The following is a 19,581-nucleotide window of genomic DNA, read 5'->3' on the forward strand; positions in this document are numbered from 1 at the left end:
TTTCCCCCCAACCTCGTTTCCCGGATGTTCTTATGAAGCGAAATCGCTCTATGTCCCTGATGCAGCGCCGCGCCGGCGCGGCGTGTTTGCTGGCCAGCCTGCCTGCGTTGTCGTTCGCCGCGGGCGGGCAGCAGGTCGCCGACAATTCGGTCTATGGTTCCCGCGGCGCCAGCTCGCGCGGCATCGAGGTCTCCACCGGCACCGAGAAGCCGGCCGACGAATGGAAGTTCTACGGCACGCTGGGCATCGGCTACGCGCCGCGCTACAGCGGCAGCGACGAAAGCGCGGCCCTGCCGGTCTTCGGCCTGGGCATCCGCAGCCCGGGCGGCTTCTTCCTGGACACGGCGCACGGCCTGGGGTGGGAAACGCAGGCGCTCAGCAGCACGTTTCGCTTCTACGTGGCGCCCAGCGCCTCGCGCAAGGATCACAAGAAGGGCTTCCAGGGTTCGGACAAGCTGCGCGGCATGGGCGACATCAAGAGCCGCGCGCAGATCGGCATGGACGCCGAGACGCAGGTCGGTCCGGTGACGCTGTCGGCTACGGTGGCGCACGCGTTCAAGAAGGGCGACGACCGGGACGTTGGCAGCGCCTACACGCTGTTCAACCTGGGCGCCAGCACCACGGTGTACGAAGGCTCGGCGGGCTCGATCTCGCTGGCGCTGAGCAGCAACTTCGGCGACGGCAACTACATGCGCACCTGGTATGGCGTCAGCGACCGGCAGTCGGCCAATTCGGGCTACCGCCGCTACAACCCCAAGGGCGGGCTGGAGAGTGTCGGCCTGGGCGCGACCTGGGCGCTGCCGCTGAGCAAGGAATGGTCATGGTCGGTGGTGGCCGAGGCGCGCCGCCTGTACGGCGACGCGGCCGACAGCCCCATCGTGAAGGAGCGCAACCAGTACTCCGTCGGCACCATGGTGACCTACACGTATTGAGCGGGAAGAGCCCTTTCCCGGACGGGAAAGGGCGGGGCGGGCCGGTCGGGCGAATCGCCGCCGGTCCCGCCGCGATGGATTACAGCCCTTGCACGCGGCGGCCGGTGTCGGCCTCGAACCAGTGCAGCGGGTGACGGCCGTCGGGACCGACATTGACGCGGTCGCCGACCTTGGCCGAGGACTCGGACAGCTGGCGCGTGGTGCAGCGCACGACCAGGGTGCTCTTGCCGCAACGGCAGTGCACCAGTTGCTCGGAGCCCAGCGTCTCGACCATCTCGACTTCGGCGGGCACCCCCTGCGTGTTCAGCAGCATGTGCTCGGGGCGCATGCCCATGATGACCTTGCGGCCGCGCACCTGCGAGGGCACCTGCAGCGGCGAGATCTCCAGCGCCAGGCCATCGGCGGTCTGCACCGTGCCGTCGCCGGCCACGTTGACTTCCATCAGGTTCATCGGCGGCGAGCCGATGAAGCCGGCGACGAAGGTCGAGGCGGGCTTTTCGAACACTTCCATCGGCGTGCCGATCTGCTCGGGCACGCCCTGGTACATGACGATCATGCGGTGCGCCAGCGTCATGGCCTCGACCTGGTCGTGGGTCACGTACAGGCTGGTGGTGCCCAGGCGGCGGTGCAGCTTCATGATTTCCAGGCGCATCGCCACGCGCAGCTTGGCGTCCAGGTTCGACAGCGGTTCGTCGAACAGGAACACCTTCGGCTCGCGCACGATGGCGCGGCCCATGGCCACGCGCTGGCGCTGGCCGCCCGACAGGGCGCGCGGACGGCGGTCCAGCAGGTGGCTCAGTTCCAGGATCTGCGCGGCGGCGTCGACGCGCTTCTTGATCTCGTCCTTGGAGAACTTGCGGATCTTCAGGCCGTACGCCATGTTCTCGAACACGGTCATGTGCGGGTAGAGCGCGTAGTTCTGGAACACCATCGCGATGTCGCGTTCGGCCGGCTCGAGATTGTTGACGACCTTGTCGTCGATCACGATCTCGCCGCTGGTCACGGTTTCCAGGCCGGCGACCATGCGCATCAGCGTGGACTTGCCGCAGCCCGAGGGGCCGACGATGACGATGAATTCACCGTCCTTCACATCCATGTCGATGCCATGGATGACCGGCACGTTGCCGGCGTAGGTTTTCTTTACGTTGCGAAAGCTGAGAGTAGCCATGAGTTATTCGTATCGGAGTCGTTGTCGGGTTGGCGATAGGGAGGGTCACTTTTCAGTGTCGACCAGCCCCTTGACGAACCATTTCTGCATCAGGATGACGACCAGCGCCGGCGGGATCATCGCCAGCATGGCGGTGGCCATGGTGATGTTCCATTCGGTCACGCTGTCGCCGCCGCTGATCATCCGCTTGATGCCGATGACGACGGGGTACATGTCTTCCTGCGTGGTTACCAGCAGCGGCCACAGGTATTGGTTCCAGCCGTAGATGAACTGGATCACGAACAGCGCGGCGATGCTGGTCTTGGACAGCGGCAGTAGCACGTCGCGGAAGAAGCGCACGGGACCGGCGCCGTCGATGCGAGCGGCCTCGATCAGCTCGTCCGGCACCGTCAGGAAGAACTGGCGGAACAGGAAGGTGGCCGTGGCCGAGGCGATCAGCGGCAGCGTCAGGCCGGCGTAGCTGTTGAGCAGGCCGAGGTCGGCCACCACCTTGTAGGTGGGCGCGATACGCACTTCGACCGGCAGCATCAGCGTGACGAAGATCATCCAGAAAAAGAACATGCGGCCGGGGAAGCGGAAATACACCACCGCGAAGGCCGACAGCAGCGAGATCGCGATCTTGCCGATCGAAATCGCCAGCGCCATGATCAGGCTGACGTACATCATGCGGCCCACCGGCGCGCCGGACGAGCCGCCGGAAGAGCCGCCGAACAGCGCCTGCATGTAGTTGTCGACGAAGTGCGGACCGGGGATCAGCGACATCGGCGCGGAGGCCACTTCCTGCGCGGTCTGGGTGGACGCGACGAAAGTGACGTAGAGCGGAAAGGCCACCATCGCCACCCCGCAGAGCAGGATGACGTGGGCCAGAATATCCAGCCAGGGACGGCGTTCAACCATTGTTATCTGCCTCGAAAATCAATACTGCACTTTGCGGTCGACGTAGCGGAACTGCACGACCGTCAAGGCAATCACAATGAACATCAGCACCACCGACTGGGCCGCCGACGAGCCGAGATCCAGGCCGCGGAAGCCGTCGCTGTACACCTTGTAGACCAGGATCGAGGTCGACGTGCCGGGACCGCCCTGCGTGGTGGTGTCCACCACCGCGAAGGTGTCGAAGAAGGCATAGATGATGTTGACCACCAGCAGGAAGAAGGTGGTGGGCGAGAGCAGCGGGAACACGATGCTCCAGAAGCGGCGCGACGGGCTGGCGCCGTCGATCGCGGCGGCTTCGATGAGCGAGCGCGGAATCGACTGCAAGCCGGCCAGGAAGAACAGGAAGTTGTACGAGACCTGCTTCCAGACGGCGGCGATCAGCACCAGGATCATGGCCTGGCTGCCGTCCAGGCGCGGGTTCCAGTCGACGCCGGCCTGGCGCAGTGCCACGGCCAGGATGCCGACCGAGGGCGAGAACAGGAACAGCCACAGCACGCCGACCACGGCGGGGGCGACGGCGTACGGCCAGATCAGCAGGGTCTTGTAGAGCCCGGCGCCGCGGATCACGCGGTCGGCCATGACGGCCAGCAGCAGCGAGACGCCCAGGCCGACCACGGCGACCAGGATCGAGAACACCGCCGTGACACGGAAGGAATCGAGATAGGCCTGCTGCGAGAACAGCTCCATGAAGTTGTCGAGACCGACGAACTCCGAGGACAGGCCGAAGGCATCTTCCAGCCGCATCGACTGCCACATGGCCTGGCCGGCGGGAAGGAAGAAGAAGACCACGGTAATGATGATCTGCGGCAGGAGCAGCAGATAGGGCAGGGTCTTGTGCCCGAAGACAACACGTTTTTCCATAGGGGGAACCCAAGGTACGAAAAACGGCGGTTGGATTAACCGCCGCTTGAAACCGCCGGCCGGGAAAGGATGCGCCGGCCTGGCTTGAGGCGCCCGGAGGCGCCGGCACGCATAAGCACGATAGGCTTAAAGCCCCAAAAAAACCAGGGCTTTAAGCCTCTCTTGAACTACGCAAGCCCCTGTCACGAAACGGAAATCGTGCATGCCAGGGGCTTGTTTCCGAGCCTCGGAACGGGCGTTACTTTACACTCTTCTCGAACTTTTCCAGCAGTTCGTTGCCGCGCTTGACGATGTTCTCGGCGCCGTCCTTGGCCGAGACCTTGCCCGACACGATGCGTTCGATCTCAGCGTCCTCGATTTCACGGATCTGCGGCAGGAAGCCCAGGCGCAGGCCACGCGATTGCGCGGTGGTCTCGACGTTCAGCTGCTTGACGCCGACTTCGGTGCCCGGGTTCTTGTCGTAGAAACCGTCTTTCTTGGTCAGCTCGTAGGCGGCCTTGGTGACCGGCACGTAGCCGGTCTGCTGGTGCCAGCGGGCGGCGATTTCCGGGCTGGCCAGGAACTTGAAGAACGCGGTCACGCCCTTGTAGGTTTCCGGCTTCTTGTTGGCGAAGACCCACAGCGAGGCGCCGCCGATGATGGTGTTCTGCGGCGCGCCTTGCACGTCGGCGTAGTAGGGCAGGGTCGAGGTGCCGAATTCGAACTTGGCGTTCTTGGCGATGTTGGCGCGCAGGCCCGACGAACCGGTGATCATGGCGCACTTGCCGCTGATGAACAGCGAGTTCGGCTCGTCGCCGCGGCCGCCGTACATGAAGATGCCTTCCTTGCCCAGCTTGGCCAGGTTTTCCAGGTGGCGCACGTGCAGCGGGGTGTTGATGGCGATGCGGGCGTCCAGGCCGCCGAAACCGTTATCCTTGGTGGCGTACGGCACGTTGTGCCAGGCCGAGAACGTTTCCAGCTGGACCCACGACGGCCACGAGGTGGTGTAGCCGCATTCCTGGCCCGCGGCCTTCAGCTTCTGGCCGGCGGCGGCCAGCTCTTCCCAGGTCTTGGGCGGCTTTTCGGCGTCCAGGCCAGCCTTCTTGAAGGCGTCCTTGTTGTAGTAGAACACCACGGTCGAGCTGTTGAAGGGCATCGACACCAGTTTGCCGTCGGCCGACGAGTAGTAGCCGGCCACGGCGCCGATGAAGTCCTTCGGGTCGATCGGGTTGCCGGCTTCTTCCGACATCTGCTGCACCGGCTTGATGGCGCCCTTGGCGTACATCATGGTGGCGGTGCCGACTTCGAACACCTGGAGGATGTCCGGGGCATTGCCGGCGCGGAACGCGGCGATGCCGGCGTTCATGGATTCGCCATAATTGCCCTTGTAGACGGCCTTGACCTGGTAGTCGGGGTTCTTCTTGTTGAACTCGTCGACGAGGCCGTTCACGCGGTCGCCCAGCGCGCCTTCCATCGAGTGCCAGAACGTGATTTCGGTGGCCGCGTGCGCGGAAGCGCCGGCGAACGCCGCCATGACGGCGGCAAAGGTGAGGGCAATTCGGTGGGATCGCATGAGAGGTTTCCTCCAGTTGGGCGTGTCGCGACCGGGATTGTCCGGGCGCGGAAAACACGTCACCTTATGAATTGTTTGTGACAAAACCGTGACTTTCACATCACTTAAAACGCCTGTCAAATTGCGCGTTTCAGGCGCGAACGAACATTTTCTTTTTTTTCCCGCTGGAGCCGACCGGTTTACAATCACTTCCTATGAAAAACGAACTTTCGATTGCGTTCATCGGCGGCGGCAATATGGCCGCCGCGCTGGCTTCCGGTCTTGCGGGCAAAGTATGCCCCGCCGGCAGCATTCATGTCATTGACATTAACCAGGATTCGCACGCCGCCTGGCAGGCCCGCGGCATGACCACCGCGACCGCCCCGGACGAGGCCCTGGCGCGGTGCCGGGTATGGGTGTTCGCAGTCAAGCCTCAGAACATGAAAGACGTTGTGGCTTCCACGCGTCAGTGGTTGCGCGACGACACTTTGGTGGTAAGCGTCGCGGCCGGCATCCGCGCCGACACGCTGGCCGGCTGGCTGGGCACCCCCGAGGCGCCGTGGCGCCGCCTGGTGCGTTGCATGCCCAATACCCCGGCGCTGGTCGGCGCCGGCATCACCGGCCTGGCCGCGCTGGATGGCGTGGGGCAGGCCGACCGCGACCTGGCCGCCAGCATGCTGGCCAGCGTCGGCGAAGTGGTCTGGGTGGCCGACGACGCGGCGCTGGACGCCGTGACGGCGTTGTCGGGCAGCGGCCCGGCGTATGTCTTCCTGTTCCTGGAAGCCCTGATCGCCGGCGGCCAGAAGGTCGGCCTGACGGCCGAGCAGGCGCGCCAGCTGGCGCTGGGCACCTTCGCCGGCGCCACCAAACTGGCCGCCGAATCGTCCGAGCCGCCGTCGGTGCTGCGCGAGCGCGTCACCTCCAAGGGCGGCACCACCGCCGCGGCGCTGGCCGCGTTCAATGCCGCCGGCTTTGCCGGCATCGTCGAGGACGCCATGGCCGCGGCCGCGCAGCGTTCGCGCGAGCTGGCCGAGGAGTTCGGCAAGTGAGCCAGGCCGCCGCGCGCTTTGCCCCCATGAGCCGGGCGCAGTTCGGCATCGCCGTGCTGTGCATGCTGCTGGTGGTGGTGGGGTCGAACATCCTGGTGCAGGTGCCGCTGAATGACTGGCTGACCTGGGGCGGCCTGTCGTATCCGGTGGCCTTCCTGGTGACCGACGTGCTCAACCGCCGCTTCGGCCCCGCGGCCGCGCGCCGGGTGGTGTGGTTCGGTTTCGCCGCCGCGCTGGCGGTGTCGGTGTGGGTGGCGTCGCCGCGCATCGCGCTGGCCTCGGGCCTGGCCTACATCTGCGCGCAGTTGGTCGACATCCAGGTGTTCGACCGCCTGCGCGACCAGCGCTGGTGGCGCGCGCCGCTGGTGTCCGGGGTGCTGGGCGCGATCCTCGACACCGCGGTGTTCTTCAGCGTGGCCTTCGCCGCCACCGGCACGCCCTGGGTGACCTGGATGATGGGCGACCTGGCGATCAAGCTGGTGGTCAACATCAGCATGCTGGCGCCGTTCCGCGCGCTGATGTGGAATCTGGCCAAACCTGCCAGCGTCTGATTTTCGAAAATCGACGATTATTATTAACGGGATAATCATTATTCGTAAGACTCGCGTAAGTACTGTATGAAAATGCGAAGTCAAACGATGTATTAATGATTATTCATATAAATCACCTGCCATCGAATTCATCGCGGCGCCATGGGGAATCCAAGGCGCCGCGCGGATTTTTCCTGCGTTTTCACGCACTTGTCGCACCGATCCGTCACGATTAAAGGTTTCTCCTGAAATATTGGGGATTACACGCAGTGACAGTATGTCTGCTTGCTTCCAGAATACCGCCCACACCGTGTTTTTGCCCAAGAAGCCGGCGACGCGCGATACGGGTTGCGGGGTATCCACCCGACAGACCGGATCGAACAGAGCCGCTCAAAACCTCGCTGGAGAACTCCGCATGAAGTTTCTGCATCGCCTTACCCCGGTAGCTATGGCATTCGGGGCGCTTGCCCTGGCAGGTTCCGTGCACGCCGCCGATACGATCAAGATCGGCATCCCGCAGCCCATGACGGGCCCCAACACCCAGTACGGCGACCAGATCCAGGCTGGCGCGCTGACTGCCATCGAGACCATCAACGCCAAGGGCGGCGTGAAGGGCAAGAAGCTCGAACCGATCCTGATCGACGACGGTTGCGAACCGAAGCAGGCCGTCCCGGCCGCCAACCGCGTGGTCAACTCCGGCGCCAAGTTCGCCGTGGCCCATGCCTGCTCGGGCGTGACCGTGGCCGCCGTGAACGTCTACGAACAGGAAGGCATCGTCGGCATCACCCCGGGCGCGACGTCGCCGCTGGTCACCGACACGATCAAGCCGCATTACTTCTTCCGCACCATCGGCCGCGACGACCAGCAAGGTCCGTACGCCGCCCGCTACATCGCCAACACCCTCAAGCCCAAGAAGGTCGCCGTGCTGCACGACAAGCAGACCTACGGCTCGGGCGTGGCCACCCAGGTCAAGGACACCCTGGCCAAGGAAGGCGTGAACGTGGCGCTGTTCGAAGGCATCAACGTCGGCGACAGCGATTACTCGGCCATCATCACCAAGCTCAAGTCGGCCGGCGTCGACCTGGTCTACTTCGGCGGCTACCACCCCGAGCTCGGCCTGTTGCTGCGCCAGTCGCGTGAACAGGGCCTGAAGGTCCAGTTCATGGGTCCGGAAGGCACCGCCAACCAGGATCTGGTGGCGATCGCCGGCCCGGCCATCGACGGCCTGCTGGTCACGCTGCCCGCCGACTTCACTAAGCTGCCGGGCAACGAAAGCATCGTCAAGGCCTTCAAGGACGCCAAGCGCGATCCGGACGGCGCCTTCCAGATGCCGGCGTACGCCGCGGTGCAGATCCTGGCCGACAGCATCACCGCCGTGGGCGAGGATCCCGCCAAGGTCGCCGACTACATGCACAAGACCACGTTCAACACCGGCATCGGCAAGGTCGAGTACGACGCCAAGGGCGATCTGAAGAACTTCGAGTTCGCCGTTTACAAATGGGACAAGAACGGCAAGAAGACCCAGCTGTAAACTCCCGCGATTCCGCCGGCGTGGTGCCGGCGTGAGGGCCTGTCGTCGTCGTTGTGTCGTAATCCGCGTAGCGATGCGCCAAAAGCGCTGTGCGGCCGGCACGCGATGATCACAGGCCCTTAAAATACGCCCAGGTTTCCGGCTCCGGGTCTCTCTACCGGAGCCGGAACTATTTGGAGCAAGAGAAATAATGTCCGACCTCATACCCCAACTTACCCAGCAATTCTTCAATGGATTGTCTCTGGGCGCGATCTACGCGTTGATTGCCATCGGCTACACAATGGTCTACGGCATCATCGGTATGATCAACTTCGCTCACGGCGAAATCTACATGATCGGCGCCTATGTCGGCCTGGTCACCCTCACGGCCATCGGCACGGGCAGCGGCCTGCCGGTGCCGTTCATCATCGCGGCGATGCTGCTGGTGGCCATCGTCGTCACCGGCATCTACGGCTTCAGCGTCGAGCGGGTCGCGTACCGCCCGGTGCGCAGCAGCCCCCGCCTGGTGGCGCTGATCTCGGCCATCGGCATGTCGATCTTCCTGCAGAACTGGGTCGCCCTGGGCCAGGGCGCGCGCGACATGGCGGTGCCATCGCTGGTGTCCGGCGCGGTGCAGTTCCACATGGGATCCGACTTCGACGTGACGGTGCCGTATTCGCGCATCATGATCATCGTGGTGACCGTGGTGCTGATGATCGGCCTGACGCTGTTCATCAAGTACTCGCGCATGGGCCGCGCCTCGCGCGCCTGCTCGCAGGACATGCACATGGCCAACCTGCTGGGCATCGACACCAACCGCGTGATCTCGTTCACGTTCGTGATGGGCGCGATCCTGGCGGCGGTGGGCGGCGTGCTGATCGCCATCACCATCGGCAAGCTCAATCCCTTCATCGGCTTCCTGGCCGGCATCAAGGCCTTCACGGCGGCGGTGCTGGGCGGCATCGGCAGCATCCCCGGCGCCATGCTGGGCGGCGTGTTGCTGGGCCTGGCCGAAACGTTCGCGGCAGCCTATATCTCGTCGCAGTACAAGGACATCGTGGCGTTCTCGCTGCTGGTCCTGATCCTGCTATTCCGTCCCACCGGGCTGTTGGGCAAACCTGAGGTGGAAAAAGTCTGATGTCGAACAACAATCTCAAAAACGCCACCATGGCGGCGGTGCTGACCGCCGTCATCGTCACCCCCGTCTTCGGCCTGCAACTGATCCGCCAGGGCGCGCGCACCTCGATGGAGTCGCACTGGTCGCTGGTGGCCCTGGCCGCCGCGGTCGTGTTCGTGTTCCAGCTGCTGCGGCCCTGGATCGCCAAGCCGTTCCAGAAGCTCAAGACCAATCTGCCGACCTTGCCCTCGGCCCCGGCCAAGAACAACAAGCTGTTGATGTTCCTGATCCTGGCGGTGGCCGTGACCTGGCCGTTCTTCGCCGGCCGCAGCTCGGTCGACATCGCCACGCTGGTGCTGATCTACGTGATGCTGGGCCTGGGCCTGAACATCGTGGTCGGTTTCGCCGGGCTGCTGGACCTGGGCTTCGTCGGCTTCTACGCCGTCGGCGCCTACACCTACGCCTTGCTGTACCACTGGGGCGGCTGGAGCTTCTGGGAAGCGCTGCCGTTCTCGGGCGCGATGGCCGCGCTGTTCGGCTTCGTCCTGGGCTTCCCGGTGCTGCGCCTGCGCGGCGACTACCTGGCCATCGTGACGCTGGGCTTCGGTGAAATGATCCGCCTGCTGCTGATCAACCTGAACACGCTCACGGGCGGTCCGGACGGCATCTCGGGCATTCCCAAGCCGACGGTGTTCGGCCTGGAGATGACGCGTCGCGCCAGCACGGAAGGGGGCACCACGTTCCACGACTTCTTCGGCCTGACGTTCCAGAACCAGCACATGGTGATCTATCTGTACATGATGGCGCTGCTGCTGGCGCTGGTGACGCTGTTCGTCTCGACGCGCCTGATCCGCATGCCGGTCGGCCGCGCCTGGGAGGCGCTGCGCGAGGATGAGATCGCCTGCCGTTCGCTGGGCCTGAACCCGACCCGCATCAAGTTGTCGGCGTTCACGCTGGGCGCGACCTTCGCCGGTTTCGGCGGCGCGTTCTTCGCGGCGCGCCAGGGCATGGTCAACCCGGAATCCTTCACCTTCATCGAGTCGGCGCTGATCCTGGCGATCGTGGTGCTGGGCGGCATGGGGTCGCAGGTCGGCGTGATCCTCGCCGCCATCCTGCTGACGGTGCTGCCCGAGCTGGCGCGCGAGTTCGCCGAGTACCGGATGCTGATGTTCGGTCTGGTGATGGTATTGATGATGATGTGGCGTCCGCAGGGGTTGTTGCCCATGAAGCGTCCCCACGTGGAGCTGGCTAAATGAGCGAGGCATTGCTGAAAGTATCCGGACTGACCATGCGCTTCGGCGGCCTGCTGGCCGTCGATAGCGTGGCGTTCGAAGTCAAACCCGACGAGGTGTTCGCCATCATCGGCCCCAACGGTGCCGGTAAGACCACCGTGTTCAACTGCGTGGGCGGCTTCTACGCGCCGACCGCGGGCGAGATCCTGATGGACGGCAAGTCCATCACGGGCCTGCCCAGCCACAAGGTGGCGCGCCACGGGCTGGTGCGCACGTTCCAGAACGTGCGGCTGTTCAAGCAGCTGACGGTGCTGGAGAACCTGCTGGTGGCGCAGCACACGCAGGTGGAATCGCGCCTGTTGCCGGGCCTGCTCAAGACCAAGTCCTATCGCCAGTCGGAAACCGACGCGCTGTCGCGCGCGGCGCAATGGCTGGATTTCATGGGCTTGCGCGAGTATGCCAACCGCGAGGCCGGCAACCTGGCCTACGGCCACCAGCGCCGCCTGGAGATCGCGCGTTGCATGATCACCAAGCCGCGCCTCCTGATGCTGGACGAGCCGGCCGCCGGCCTGAACCCGCAGGAAAAGCGCGATCTGCAGTCGCTGATCGACCAGTTGCGCCGCGAGTTCGGCGTGGCGGTGCTGCTGATCGAGCACGACATGAGCCTGATCATGGGCATTTCCGACCGCATCCTGGTCATGGAGCACGGCAAGCCCATCACTACCGGCACCCCCGAGCAGGTGCGCAACGACGAGCGCGTCATCAAGGCGTACCTGGGGGAGGAATAAATGCTGAAGCTGGAAAACATTCACACGTTCTATGGCGCCATCCAGGCGCTGAACGGCGTGTCGGTGGACGTCAACAAGGGCGAGATCGTGACCCTGATCGGCGCCAACGGCGCCGGCAAGACCACGCTGCTGATGACGGTCTGCGGCAATCCGCGCGCCAAGGAAGGCAAGATCACGTTCGAGGGCGAGGACATCACCCACAAGGACACGCACCACATCATGCGCAATGGCATCGCCATTTCGCCGGAAGGGCGGCGCGTGTTCAAGGACCTGACGGTGGCCGAGAACCTGATGATGGGGGGCTTTTTCGCCAAGCGCGAGGAGATCCAGGCGGGCATCGACCACGTCTACGGATTGTTTCCGCGCCTGAAGGAACGGGCCAGCCAGCGGGCCGGGCTGATGTCGGGCGGCGAGCAGCAGATGCTGGCGATCGGGCGGGCGTTGATGACGCGGCCGCGGTTGCTGCTGCTGGACGAGCCGACGCTGGGGCTGGCGCCGCTGGTGATCGCGCAGATCTTCGACATCATCCGCGAGATCCGCGAGCAGGGCGTGACGGTGTTCCTGGTCGAGCAGAATGCCAACAAGGCGCTGCAAGTGGCGGATCGCGGCTACGTGCTGGAGAACGGGCGGGTCGTGCTCCAGGATACGGGGGCGAATTTGCTGGTCAATGATCAGGTGCGGAAGGCTTATCTGGGCGGGTGATCCGCTTGATTGTTTATTCCCCGCGAAGGGAAATTTGGGCGCTACTGCGAAGGGCGCCCTTTTTTTTGTCTTGTGCTTTTGTGGCGTGGAGGGGGTTGTGCTTCGTAGGTCGCCCGAGGCTTGTCGCGCTGCTGGACCGTGGGATAAGGGGCGAGGTTTGCGGGGCCCGCCAGGATCGGCCGCGCGGGCGGCCGATCCTGGCATACGTGCTGGTGTTGCGTCGGGAGGATGACGCTGCGCGCGGGTGGGGGGGATCGGCTTTACGCCGCGATGCGTTGCTCGGGCTGGTCGGCCTGGTAGTGGGCGATGGCGGCCAGGGCCAGGGCGTCGATGGAGTCGGTCAGGGTGATGCCCAGGCTGGGGCGCAGGGCGTGGGGGACGGCCAGGGGGAGCTCGGTGCAGCCCAGGACGACGGCGTCGGCGCCGCGGGCCTTGAGGCGGGCGATGCATTCGGCGGCGGGGGCGAAGGCGGCTTCGAGCTGGTTGCCCTTGACGGCGCGGATCGAGGCCATGCAGTAGCGTTCGACTTCATCGTCGTCGGGGACGATGCATTCGTAGCCCTGGGCTTCGAGGTGGCGCTGGTAGAGGCCGAGCTTGAGCGTGGCGGCGGTGCCCATCAGGCCGATGCGGCCCTGGTGCAGGCCGAGGCGGTGCAGGTCGTCGATGACGGCCTGGATGATGTGCAGCACGGGGCGTTCGGTGGCGGCGGCGATGTCGTCGTACCAGAGGTGCGCGGTGTTGCAGGGGATGGCGATGAGCTGGGCGCCGGCGCGTTCCAGGAAACGCACGCCTTCGACCATGTAGGGCAGGGGATTTTCGCCGCCGGCCATGTAGGCGCTGGAACGATCGGGGATGCGCGGATCGTTGCGAAGCAGGGTGGGGATGTGCTGCTGGTCCGCGTCGGCGGGCGTGAGCGCCGCGAGGCGCAGCGCGAAGGCGGCGCCGGCCATGGGGCCCATGCCACCCAAAACACCCAGGTAACAGCCCTGGGAATAGCTATTCACTTTGTTGACTCCAAGGTAATGCATCACCGGGTGCCAGTACCTGGCCCGGGCGCTCGGCGCCGGTTCGTTCCCCATCCCAGACCTGCCGGCCATTGACCCACACGGCGTGGATGCCCTGGCTGACCTGAATGGGAGCTGAAAAAGTGGCCACATCTGTCACCGTGGCAGGATCGAACAGCACCAGGTCAGCATGATACCCCTGCCGCAGCAGGCCGCGTTCGGACAGGCCGTATTGGGCCGCCGCCAGGCCCGTCATCTTGTGGATGGCGGTTTCCAGCGACAGCAGCCGTTGCTCGCGCACCATGGTGCGCAGCACGTTGGTGAAGGTGCCCCATTGGCGCGGGTGCGGATGCGGGTCGAAGGGCAGGCCGTCCGAGCCGACCATGGTCAGCGGATGGCTGAAGATGCGGTTGACGTCGGCCGGGTCCATCAGGAAGTAGATGGCGCCGGCGGGCGCCAGGCGGGCGAGGGCGGCTTCGTCGTCCAGCCCCAGTTCGGCCATGACCTCGGCGAAGTCGCGGCCGGTGGCCTCGGGGTAACCCTTGGACCAGGTGATCATGGTGCGGCTGGCCAGGCGGGCGCGGTCCAGCCGCAGCATGGTCGAGGTGGCCGGATACGGATGGCAGTCGAGGCAGACGCGTTGCGTGGCGGCGGCGCGGCTGATCATGTCCAGCGTTTCGCGGCTGCGGCCGTGGTTGCGTTCGCCGGCCAGTTTGTGGTGCGAGAACACCACGCGGCAGTCGAGTTCGCGGCCGATCAGCAGCGCTTCCTCCATGGCCGCCACGATGTGGTCGGCCTCGTCGCGCAGGTGGGTGGCGTAGATCGCGCCGGCGCGGCCGCGCAGCGGCTGGCAGACGTCGACGATCTCGTCGGTGGGCGCGGCGCTGGCGGGCGGATAGAAGGTGCCGGTGGAGACGCCGAAGGCGCCGGCTTGCAGCGCCTCGTCGAGCAGGGCGCGCATGGCCTGGCGCTCGGCTTCGGTGGCGGCGCGGCCGGTATCGTCCATGACCGCCACGCGCAGCGTGGTGTGGCCGACCAGCGGGATCACGTTGACGGCGGCGGGCGTGTCGGCCAGCGCCCGCATCCAGTCGCGGAAGGTCCCGAAGCGGAACAGTTCGGGCGGACCCAGCAGGTCCAGCGGCTGCGGGATCTCCTGGCGCGACAGCGGCGCCAGGCTGATGCCGCAGTTGCCAGTGACGACCGTGGTGATGCCTTGCGAGACCTTGGGCAGCATCTCCGGATGCGCCAGCAGGTAGCCGTCGTCGTGGGTGTGCGAGTCGATGAAGCCGGGCGCCAGGGCCAGGCCGCGGGCATCGATCACCGGCACGCCGGGCGCATGGGTGAAGTCACCCAGCGCCACGATGCGCCCGTCCCGCACCGCCAGGTCGCCCTGGCGCGACGGACCGCCGCCGCCGTCGATGAGCGTGGCGCCGGCCACGATGAAGTCGGCTTGCGGGGCGGGGTCGATCCGGGTGCTGCGGTCCGTCATGGCGGGGCTCAGTCCAGTTTCTCGATGCCGGCGGTTTCGATGATCTGCTTCCACTTGGCGGTTTCGCGGTCGATCAGCAGCTTGAATTCATCCGGGGCGCCGCTGGCGGGCACCGCGCCCAGCGTTTCCAGGCCGGTGCGGACCTCGGGGGCCTGCAGCGCCTTCTGGATGGCGGCGTTGAGCTTGGTGACGACCTCGGGCGGGGTGCCCTTGGGCGCGACCACGCCGCCCCAGGCCACGGTTTCGTAGCCCTTCAGGCCGGCTTCGTCCAGCGTCGGCACGTCGGGCATCAGCGCCAGGCGCTTCAGGCTGCTGACGCCGATGGCGCGCACCTTGCCGCTCTTGACCAGCGGGGTGGCCTCGGAGGTATTGACGAACAGGTAGTCCAGGCGCCCGCCGAGCAGGTCCTGGATGGCGGCGGGGCCGCCGTTGTACGGGATGAACATGACGTCGACCTTGGCCATGCTCTTGAACAGTTCGCCGCCCATGTGGCCGGTGGTGCCGACGCCGGAAGCGCCGTACGACAGGCGGCCGGGTTCCTTGCGGGCGCGGTCGATCAGGTCCTGCACGCTCTTGACGGGCGAGTCGGCCGGCACGATCAACGCGTTGTACAGGTCGAACATGTGGGCCACGGGCGCCAGGTCCTGGTCGACGTCGTAGGGCAGGCGCTTGAACAGCGAGCGGTTGACCGCCAGCGTGTTGATATTGCCGTAGCCCACGGTGTAGCCGTCGGGGGCGGCGCGCTTGACCAGCGCGATGCCGATGTTGCCGGCGGCGCCCGGGCGGTTCTCCACCACCATCGTGGCGCCGGTGTCCTTGGCGATCTGGGTGGTGATCAGGCGCGACAGCACGTCGGGCGAACCGCCGGCGGCCGAGGGCACGATGAAGGTGATCGGCTTGTCGGGATAGGCGCCGGCGGCCTGCGCGCCGGCGCTGAAGGTGGCGGCCAGCGCCAGGGCGGCGAGGCTGCGGATGAAAGTGCGTTGCATGCTGGATTCCCCTTGTTTTGTAGTGTGGAGGCCGGCAGATTAGCACCGGGCATGCGGCACCGCGTCATCGAAAAATGTCGAAAACCTATAATCCGCCGTTATTGATCAAGGGGAACCAACATGGATGAGCAGGCCTATGCCGACGAGGTCGGGCCCAGCGCCGGCCGGCCGCTGAACCTGCGCCAGATCGAGGTGTTCCGCGCCATCATGATGGCCGGCTCGATCAGCGGCGCGGGGCGCATGCTGCATGTGTCGCAACCGGCGGTGAGCCGGGTGCTGGCGCTGACCGAGACGCGCCTGGGCTACCGCCTGTTCGAGCGGGTCAAGAGCCGGCTCTCGCCCACCGCCGAGGCGCGGCGCCTATATGCCGAGGTCGAGCAGGTCTATGGCGGCATCCAGCGCGTCAACGATCTCGCGGCCAGCCTCGGGCAGTCGGGCGCGGGCATGCTCAAGATCGTGGCCAGCGCCAGCTATGGCCAGCGGCTGGTGCCGATGGCGCTGGGGCGCTTTCGCGACCGCAACGCCGACGCGCGGGTCGACTACCGCAGCGTCACCTTCGATGAGCTGGCGGCGTATTTCCTGTCGGGGCAGGCCGATATCGGCATCTCGATGCGGCCGCCCGATCATCCCAACCTGGCCTCGACCCGGCTGGCGACCGTGCCGGTGATCTGCGCGGTGCCCAAGGGCCATCCGCTGGCCGCGCACGACGTGGTGCATCCGGAGGATTTCGCCTCGGCGGCCTGGATCGGCTATCCGCACGATACGCCGCTGGGACGCGCGCTGCAGTCGTTCTTCGGCGGCGCGCCGGCCTGCGCGGCGGCGGTCGAGGTGCATTCGCCGGTGACGGCCTGTTCGTTCGTGCAGCAGGGCCTGGGCCCGGCCCTGGTGGACGCCTGGTGCGTGTCGCCGGATCAGACCGAAAGCATGGTGCTGCGGCCGATCGCGCCGGGCGCCAGCGTGGAGATCTGGGCCACGCATTCGAACCTGAGCGCGCCACCCTTGCTGGCGCGGCGCTTCCTGGCGGCGGTCAGGAAGATCCTGGAGACCGCGGCGCCGGCCATGTCCGGGGCCTGAAAAAAAGAACGCCCCGGCGTCCAGGACGGCCGGGGCGAGGGCGCGGGCAGGCCGGCGCCGGTGGCGTCAGGCCAGGCCTTCGGCCTTGAGCGCGGCCTTGACGCCGGCGTTGTCTTCCATGCGTTTGAAGAACGCGGCCAGGTGGTCCTGGCCCGCCAGGTCGACCTGCTTGGCGTGGGCCCAGCGCAGCACCACGTAGAGGTAGGCGTCGGCAATCGACGGCGCTTCGCCGCCCAGGTAGGGCTGGTTGATGAGCTGGGCGTCCAGCAGCGCGAACAGGCGCGTCAGGATCTTGGACGCCGAGGCGGCCAGTTCCTGTTGCGGGCCTTCCTCGTTGAGGAAGCGGCCGGCGCCGAAGATCATCGAGAAGGTCTTGTGGATGTCCGAGTTGATGAAGCCGAGCCAGCGGCGCACGTCGGCGCGCGAGCGGGCCGAGCCGTCGCCCAGCAGCTTGGCCTGCGGCGCCTGTTCGGCCAGGTATTCGAGGATCGCCACGTTCTGGGTCAGCGCGAAACCGTCGTCGTCCAGCGCGGGCACGGCGCCCAGCGGATTGACCTTCAGGAACTCGGGGCCCTTGAGTTCGTCGCGGCTGAGCTTGTGCGTGTCATAGGGCTTGCCGATCCATTCCAGCACGATGTGGGAGGCGAGCGAGCACGCGCCGGGCATGTAGTACAGTTTCATGTAAGGGAGTCTCCTGAGAGAAAGGGACGGGAAGCCACCCGTCGCTGGCTCCTATGGTACGCCACCCGCAAGGCGCCGCGCCGTGCCGCCGCGCTTCACCCCGCCGCCGGAGATGTCCATGCCGTCACGCCCGTCCGCGATCCGTCGCGCCTCGTCCCTGATCGCCTTCGTCGGCGCCGCGCTGTGCGCGGCCAGCGCCTGGGCCACCCCGCAGAAAAGTCCCGACAAACCGCCTGCCGCGCGCGCGCAGGTGACGGTGGTGGTGGGCGGCCTGGAACACCCCTGGTCGATGGCCTTTCTGCCCGAGGGCGGCATGCTGATCACCGAGCGTCCCGGCAGCCTGCGGCTGCTGCGCATCCCGGGCGGCCTGTCCAAGCCGCTGGCCGGCGTGCCCAAGGTGGCGGCGCAGGGGCAGGGCGGCTTGCTGGACGTGGCCCTGTCGCCGGACTTCGCCCAGGACCGCTACGTCTACCTGTCGTACGCCGAGTCGGATGGCTCGCGCAGCGGCACCGCCGTCGGCCGCGGCCGCCTGTCGGCCGACGCCACCGCGCTGGAGGACTTCCGGGTGCTGTTCCGCCAGGCGCCCAAGCTGTCGCAGGGCCTGCATTTCGGTTCGCGCCTGGTGTTCGACGGCAAGGGCCACCTGTTCATTTCGCTCGGCGAGAACAACCAGCGCCCGACCGCGCAGGAACTCGACAAGCTGCAGGGCAAGGTGGTGCGCCTGACCGTCGACGGCGCGGTGCCGCCCGACAATCCCTTCGTCGGCAAGGCCGGCGCGCGGCCGGAAATCTGGTCGTACGGACATCGCAATCCGCAGGGCATGGCGCTCAATCCGTGGAGCGGCGCGCTGTGGGAACACGAGCACGGCCCGCGCGGCGGCGACGAGATCAACTTGGTGCAGCCGGGCAAGAATTACGGCTGGCCGCTGGCGACCTACGGCATCAATTACTCCGGCCAGCCGATTCCCGAGGCCAAGGGCGAAACGCTGCCGGGCATGGAATCGCCGCTGTACTGGTGGGCCAAGTCGCCGGCCATCAGCGGCATGGCGTTCTATGACGCCGACCGCTTTCCGGCCTGGCGCCACTCGCTCTTCATCGGCGCGCTGGCCGACCAGGACCTGATCCGGCTGACGCTGGACGGCGACAAGGTGGTGGCCGAGGAACGCCTGCTGGGCGAGCGCCGGGCCCGCATCCGCGACGTGCGGCAGGGGCCCGACGGCTACGTGTACGTGTTGACCGACGCCTCGCCGGGCGAGCTGCTGCGGCTGGCGCCGGCGCAATCGGGAGGATGACGCCATGAAAACCTACGAGTTGATCGGATCCCTGGGCTGCGGTTCGGCCGTAGTCGAGATGGCGCTGGCGCTGGCCAATGTGCCGCACACGCTGACCGACGTGCCCTACCTGAAGCCGGGGCCGGCGCGCGACCGCCTGCTGCACCTGAATCCGCTGGGCCAGGTGCCCACGCTGATCACGCCCGACGGCGAAGTGATGACCGAGAGCGCGGCGATGGTGCTGCACCTGCACGACGTCGCGCCGCAGGCGGGCCTGGCGCCGGAGCCGTCACGGCCGGAGCGGGCCCATTTCCTGAACCTGCTGGTGCGCCTGGTGGGGGCGGTCTATCCCACCTTCACCTATGGCGACGATCCGCCCCACTGGACCACGCCGGGCGCGGCGGCCGACCTGCTGCGCGAGCGCGTGCACACCCGGCGCGCCGAGCTGTGGCTCGAACTCGAACGCCAGGCCGGTACGCCGCACATGCTGGGGCGGCGCTTTTCGGCGCTGGACCTGTATGTGACGGTGATGACCCACTGGCGGCCGGGCCGGGCCTGGTTCGAGGCCAACTGTCCGGCCCTGACGGCGGTCGCCGACCAGGCGGCGCTGGAGCCGACCGTGGCGGGCGTGCTGCGCCGTAATTTCCCGCCGCCGACCGAGTGACGGGGGCGCGGGCGCCGCGGCCTCGCCTGGCGCCCGTTCACCGGCCTGTACGCA

The 19,581-nt window shown here is 66.5% G+C and carries 20 protein-coding genes; 11 read left to right on the plus strand and 9 right to left on the minus strand.

The features are described from left to right. Window positions 1–50 precede the first annotated feature (50 nt). On the plus strand, window positions 51–932 hold the full coding sequence (locus AC1HFW_RS07460; protein ID WP_479282499.1) for a MipA/OmpV family protein: 882 nt from the start codon (window positions 51–53) through the stop codon (window positions 930–932). 79 nt (window positions 933–1,011) lie between these two features. On the opposite strand, the gene AC1HFW_RS07465 is transcribed toward AC1HFW_RS07460, so the two are convergent. The 4 genes from AC1HFW_RS07465 to ugpB form a co-directional block, all read right to left on the minus strand. Then, on the minus strand, window positions 1,012–2,100 hold the full coding sequence (locus AC1HFW_RS07465; protein ID WP_006394816.1) for a sn-glycerol-3-phosphate import ATP-binding protein UgpC: 1,089 nt from the start codon (window positions 2,098–2,100) through the stop codon (window positions 1,012–1,014). Between the two features lie 45 nt (window positions 2,101–2,145). After that, window positions 2,146–2,997, minus strand: a complete 852-nt coding sequence (ugpE, locus tag AC1HFW_RS07470; RefSeq protein WP_006386445.1) for a sn-glycerol-3-phosphate ABC transporter permease UgpE — start codon at window positions 2,995–2,997, stop codon at window positions 2,146–2,148. Between the two features lie 18 nt (window positions 2,998–3,015). After that, window positions 3,016–3,897 carry a sn-glycerol-3-phosphate ABC transporter permease UgpA gene (ugpA, locus tag AC1HFW_RS07475; protein ID WP_006394818.1) on the minus strand — a complete coding sequence of 294 codons (882 nt, stop codon included), beginning with the start codon at window positions 3,895–3,897 and terminating at the stop codon, window positions 3,016–3,018. Window positions 3,898–4,135: 238 nt separating this feature from the next. Further along, window positions 4,136–5,449: a sn-glycerol-3-phosphate ABC transporter substrate-binding protein UgpB gene (ugpB, locus tag AC1HFW_RS07480; RefSeq protein ID WP_198484117.1), complete on the minus strand. Its 1,314-nt coding sequence runs from the start codon at window positions 5,447–5,449 to the stop codon at window positions 4,136–4,138. Window positions 5,450–5,643: 194 nt separating this feature from the next. On the opposite strand from ugpB, the gene proC reads away from it, so the two are divergent. Beyond that, on the plus strand, window positions 5,644–6,477 hold the full coding sequence (gene proC, locus AC1HFW_RS07485; protein ID WP_006394820.1) for a pyrroline-5-carboxylate reductase: 834 nt from the start codon (window positions 5,644–5,646) through the stop codon (window positions 6,475–6,477). A 26-nt stretch (window positions 6,478–6,503) separates the two neighbouring features. Next, the gene (locus tag AC1HFW_RS07490; RefSeq protein WP_035361466.1) at window positions 6,504–7,028 is read left to right on the plus strand and encodes a queuosine precursor transporter; all 525 of its coding nucleotides are present in this window, start codon (window positions 6,504–6,506) and stop codon (window positions 7,026–7,028) included. A gap of 99 nt (window positions 7,029–7,127) precedes the next feature. On the opposite strand, the gene AC1HFW_RS07495 is transcribed toward AC1HFW_RS07490, so the two are convergent. Beyond that, window positions 7,128–7,370, minus strand: coding sequence for a hypothetical protein (locus tag AC1HFW_RS07495; protein ID WP_162876394.1), 243 nt, complete (start codon window positions 7,368–7,370; stop codon window positions 7,128–7,130). A 52-nt stretch (window positions 7,371–7,422) separates the two neighbouring features. On the opposite strand from AC1HFW_RS07495, the gene AC1HFW_RS07500 reads away from it, so the two are divergent. From AC1HFW_RS07500 to AC1HFW_RS07520, 5 genes are all read left to right on the plus strand, one after another. Beyond that, window positions 7,423–8,538, plus strand: coding sequence for a branched-chain amino acid ABC transporter substrate-binding protein (locus AC1HFW_RS07500; RefSeq protein WP_006394822.1), 1,116 nt, complete (start codon window positions 7,423–7,425; stop codon window positions 8,536–8,538). Between the two features lie 190 nt (window positions 8,539–8,728). Next, complete coding sequence (livH, locus tag AC1HFW_RS07505) at window positions 8,729–9,655, plus strand: high-affinity branched-chain amino acid ABC transporter permease LivH (RefSeq protein ID WP_006394823.1); 927 nt, start codon at window positions 8,729–8,731, stop codon at window positions 9,653–9,655. Then, on the plus strand, window positions 9,655–10,890 hold the full coding sequence (locus AC1HFW_RS07510) for a high-affinity branched-chain amino acid ABC transporter permease LivM (RefSeq protein WP_006394824.1): 1,236 nt from the start codon (window positions 9,655–9,657) through the stop codon (window positions 10,888–10,890). Before livH ends, AC1HFW_RS07510 begins: the two co-directional genes overlap by 1 nt. Beyond that, window positions 10,887–11,654: a high-affinity branched-chain amino acid ABC transporter ATP-binding protein LivG gene (gene livG, locus AC1HFW_RS07515; RefSeq protein WP_006394825.1), complete on the plus strand. Its 768-nt coding sequence runs from the start codon at window positions 10,887–10,889 to the stop codon at window positions 11,652–11,654. Before AC1HFW_RS07510 ends, livG begins: the two co-directional genes overlap by 4 nt. Continuing rightward, entirely contained in the window at window positions 11,655–12,356 is a 702-nt protein-coding gene (locus AC1HFW_RS07520; RefSeq protein ID WP_116522430.1) for an ABC transporter ATP-binding protein, read from the plus strand. It begins immediately after the preceding gene. 260 nt (window positions 12,357–12,616) lie between these two features. On the opposite strand, the gene cuyB is transcribed toward AC1HFW_RS07520, so the two are convergent. The 3 genes from cuyB to AC1HFW_RS07535 are packed head-to-tail and all read right to left on the minus strand — an operon-like array spanning window position 12,617 to window position 15,838. Further along, entirely contained in the window at window positions 12,617–13,360 is a 744-nt protein-coding gene (cuyB, locus tag AC1HFW_RS07525; RefSeq protein WP_479282504.1) for a cysteate racemase, read from the minus strand. Continuing rightward, window positions 13,353–14,849: an N-acyl-D-amino-acid deacylase family protein gene (locus AC1HFW_RS07530; protein WP_479282506.1), complete on the minus strand. Its 1,497-nt coding sequence runs from the start codon at window positions 14,847–14,849 to the stop codon at window positions 13,353–13,355. Before AC1HFW_RS07530 ends, cuyB begins: the two co-directional genes overlap by 8 nt. Window positions 14,850–14,857: 8 nt before the next feature. Continuing rightward, window positions 14,858–15,838, minus strand: coding sequence for a Bug family tripartite tricarboxylate transporter substrate binding protein (locus AC1HFW_RS07535; protein WP_006394828.1), 981 nt, complete (start codon window positions 15,836–15,838; stop codon window positions 14,858–14,860). A gap of 120 nt (window positions 15,839–15,958) precedes the next feature. On the opposite strand from AC1HFW_RS07535, the gene AC1HFW_RS07540 reads away from it, so the two are divergent. Then, window positions 15,959–16,912, plus strand: a complete 954-nt coding sequence (locus tag AC1HFW_RS07540; protein ID WP_006394829.1) for a LysR family transcriptional regulator — start codon at window positions 15,959–15,961, stop codon at window positions 16,910–16,912. Window positions 16,913–16,978: 66 nt separating this feature from the next. Here the strand turns inward: AC1HFW_RS07540 and AC1HFW_RS07545 are convergent, their stop codons facing one another. After that, a complete protein-coding gene (locus AC1HFW_RS07545) occupies window positions 16,979–17,593 on the minus strand; it encodes a glutathione S-transferase family protein (protein ID WP_061071342.1) in 615 nt (204 codons plus the stop codon). Between the two features lie 118 nt (window positions 17,594–17,711). Between AC1HFW_RS07545 and AC1HFW_RS07550 the strand changes: the two genes are divergently transcribed. Both AC1HFW_RS07550 and AC1HFW_RS07555 read left to right on the plus strand, forming a co-directional pair. Then, window positions 17,712–18,884, plus strand: coding sequence for a PQQ-dependent sugar dehydrogenase (locus AC1HFW_RS07550; RefSeq protein ID WP_479282508.1), 1,173 nt, complete (start codon window positions 17,712–17,714; stop codon window positions 18,882–18,884). A 4-nt stretch (window positions 18,885–18,888) separates the two neighbouring features. Then, on the plus strand, window positions 18,889–19,527 hold the full coding sequence (locus tag AC1HFW_RS07555; protein WP_116522991.1) for a glutathione S-transferase family protein: 639 nt from the start codon (window positions 18,889–18,891) through the stop codon (window positions 19,525–19,527). Window positions 19,528–19,581 lie beyond the last annotated feature (54 nt).

Source organism: Achromobacter sp. ISS7, from assembly GCF_056523125.1.

Coding starts and splice junctions, on each gene's coding strand:
- AC1HFW_RS07545 (WP_061071342.1), bottom strand. CDS start 17,593: ATGAAACTGTACTACATGCCCGGCGCGTGCTCGCTCGCCTCCCACATC.
- AC1HFW_RS07490 (WP_035361466.1), top strand. CDS start 6,504: ATGAGCCGGGCGCAGTTCGGCATCGCCGTGCTGTGCATGCTGCTGGTG.
- ugpA (WP_006394818.1), bottom strand. CDS start 3,897: ATGGAAAAACGTGTTGTCTTCGGGCACAAGACCCTGCCCTATCTGCTG.
- AC1HFW_RS07500 (WP_006394822.1), top strand. CDS start 7,423: ATGAAGTTTCTGCATCGCCTTACCCCGGTAGCTATGGCATTCGGGGCG.
- AC1HFW_RS07460 (WP_479282499.1), top strand. CDS start 51: ATGTCCCTGATGCAGCGCCGCGCCGGCGCGGCGTGTTTGCTGGCCAGC.
- AC1HFW_RS07530 (WP_479282506.1), bottom strand. CDS start 14,849: ATGACGGACCGCAGCACCCGGATCGACCCCGCCCCGCAAGCCGACTTC.
- ugpE (WP_006386445.1), bottom strand. CDS start 2,997: ATGGTTGAACGCCGTCCCTGGCTGGATATTCTGGCCCACGTCATCCTG.
- AC1HFW_RS07535 (WP_006394828.1), bottom strand. CDS start 15,838: ATGCAACGCACTTTCATCCGCAGCCTCGCCGCCCTGGCGCTGGCCGCC.
- AC1HFW_RS07555 (WP_116522991.1), top strand. CDS start 18,889: ATGAAAACCTACGAGTTGATCGGATCCCTGGGCTGCGGTTCGGCCGTA.
- proC (WP_006394820.1), top strand. CDS start 5,644: ATGAAAAACGAACTTTCGATTGCGTTCATCGGCGGCGGCAATATGGCC.
- AC1HFW_RS07465 (WP_006394816.1), bottom strand. CDS start 2,100: ATGGCTACTCTCAGCTTTCGCAACGTAAAGAAAACCTACGCCGGCAAC.
- livG (WP_006394825.1), top strand. CDS start 10,887: ATGAGCGAGGCATTGCTGAAAGTATCCGGACTGACCATGCGCTTCGGC.
- AC1HFW_RS07540 (WP_006394829.1), top strand. CDS start 15,959: ATGGATGAGCAGGCCTATGCCGACGAGGTCGGGCCCAGCGCCGGCCGG.
- AC1HFW_RS07550 (WP_479282508.1), top strand. CDS start 17,712: ATGCCGTCACGCCCGTCCGCGATCCGTCGCGCCTCGTCCCTGATCGCC.
- AC1HFW_RS07520 (WP_116522430.1), top strand. CDS start 11,655: ATGCTGAAGCTGGAAAACATTCACACGTTCTATGGCGCCATCCAGGCG.
- AC1HFW_RS07510 (WP_006394824.1), top strand. CDS start 9,655: ATGTCGAACAACAATCTCAAAAACGCCACCATGGCGGCGGTGCTGACC.
- ugpB (WP_198484117.1), bottom strand. CDS start 5,449: ATGCGATCCCACCGAATTGCCCTCACCTTTGCCGCCGTCATGGCGGCG.
- livH (WP_006394823.1), top strand. CDS start 8,729: ATGTCCGACCTCATACCCCAACTTACCCAGCAATTCTTCAATGGATTG.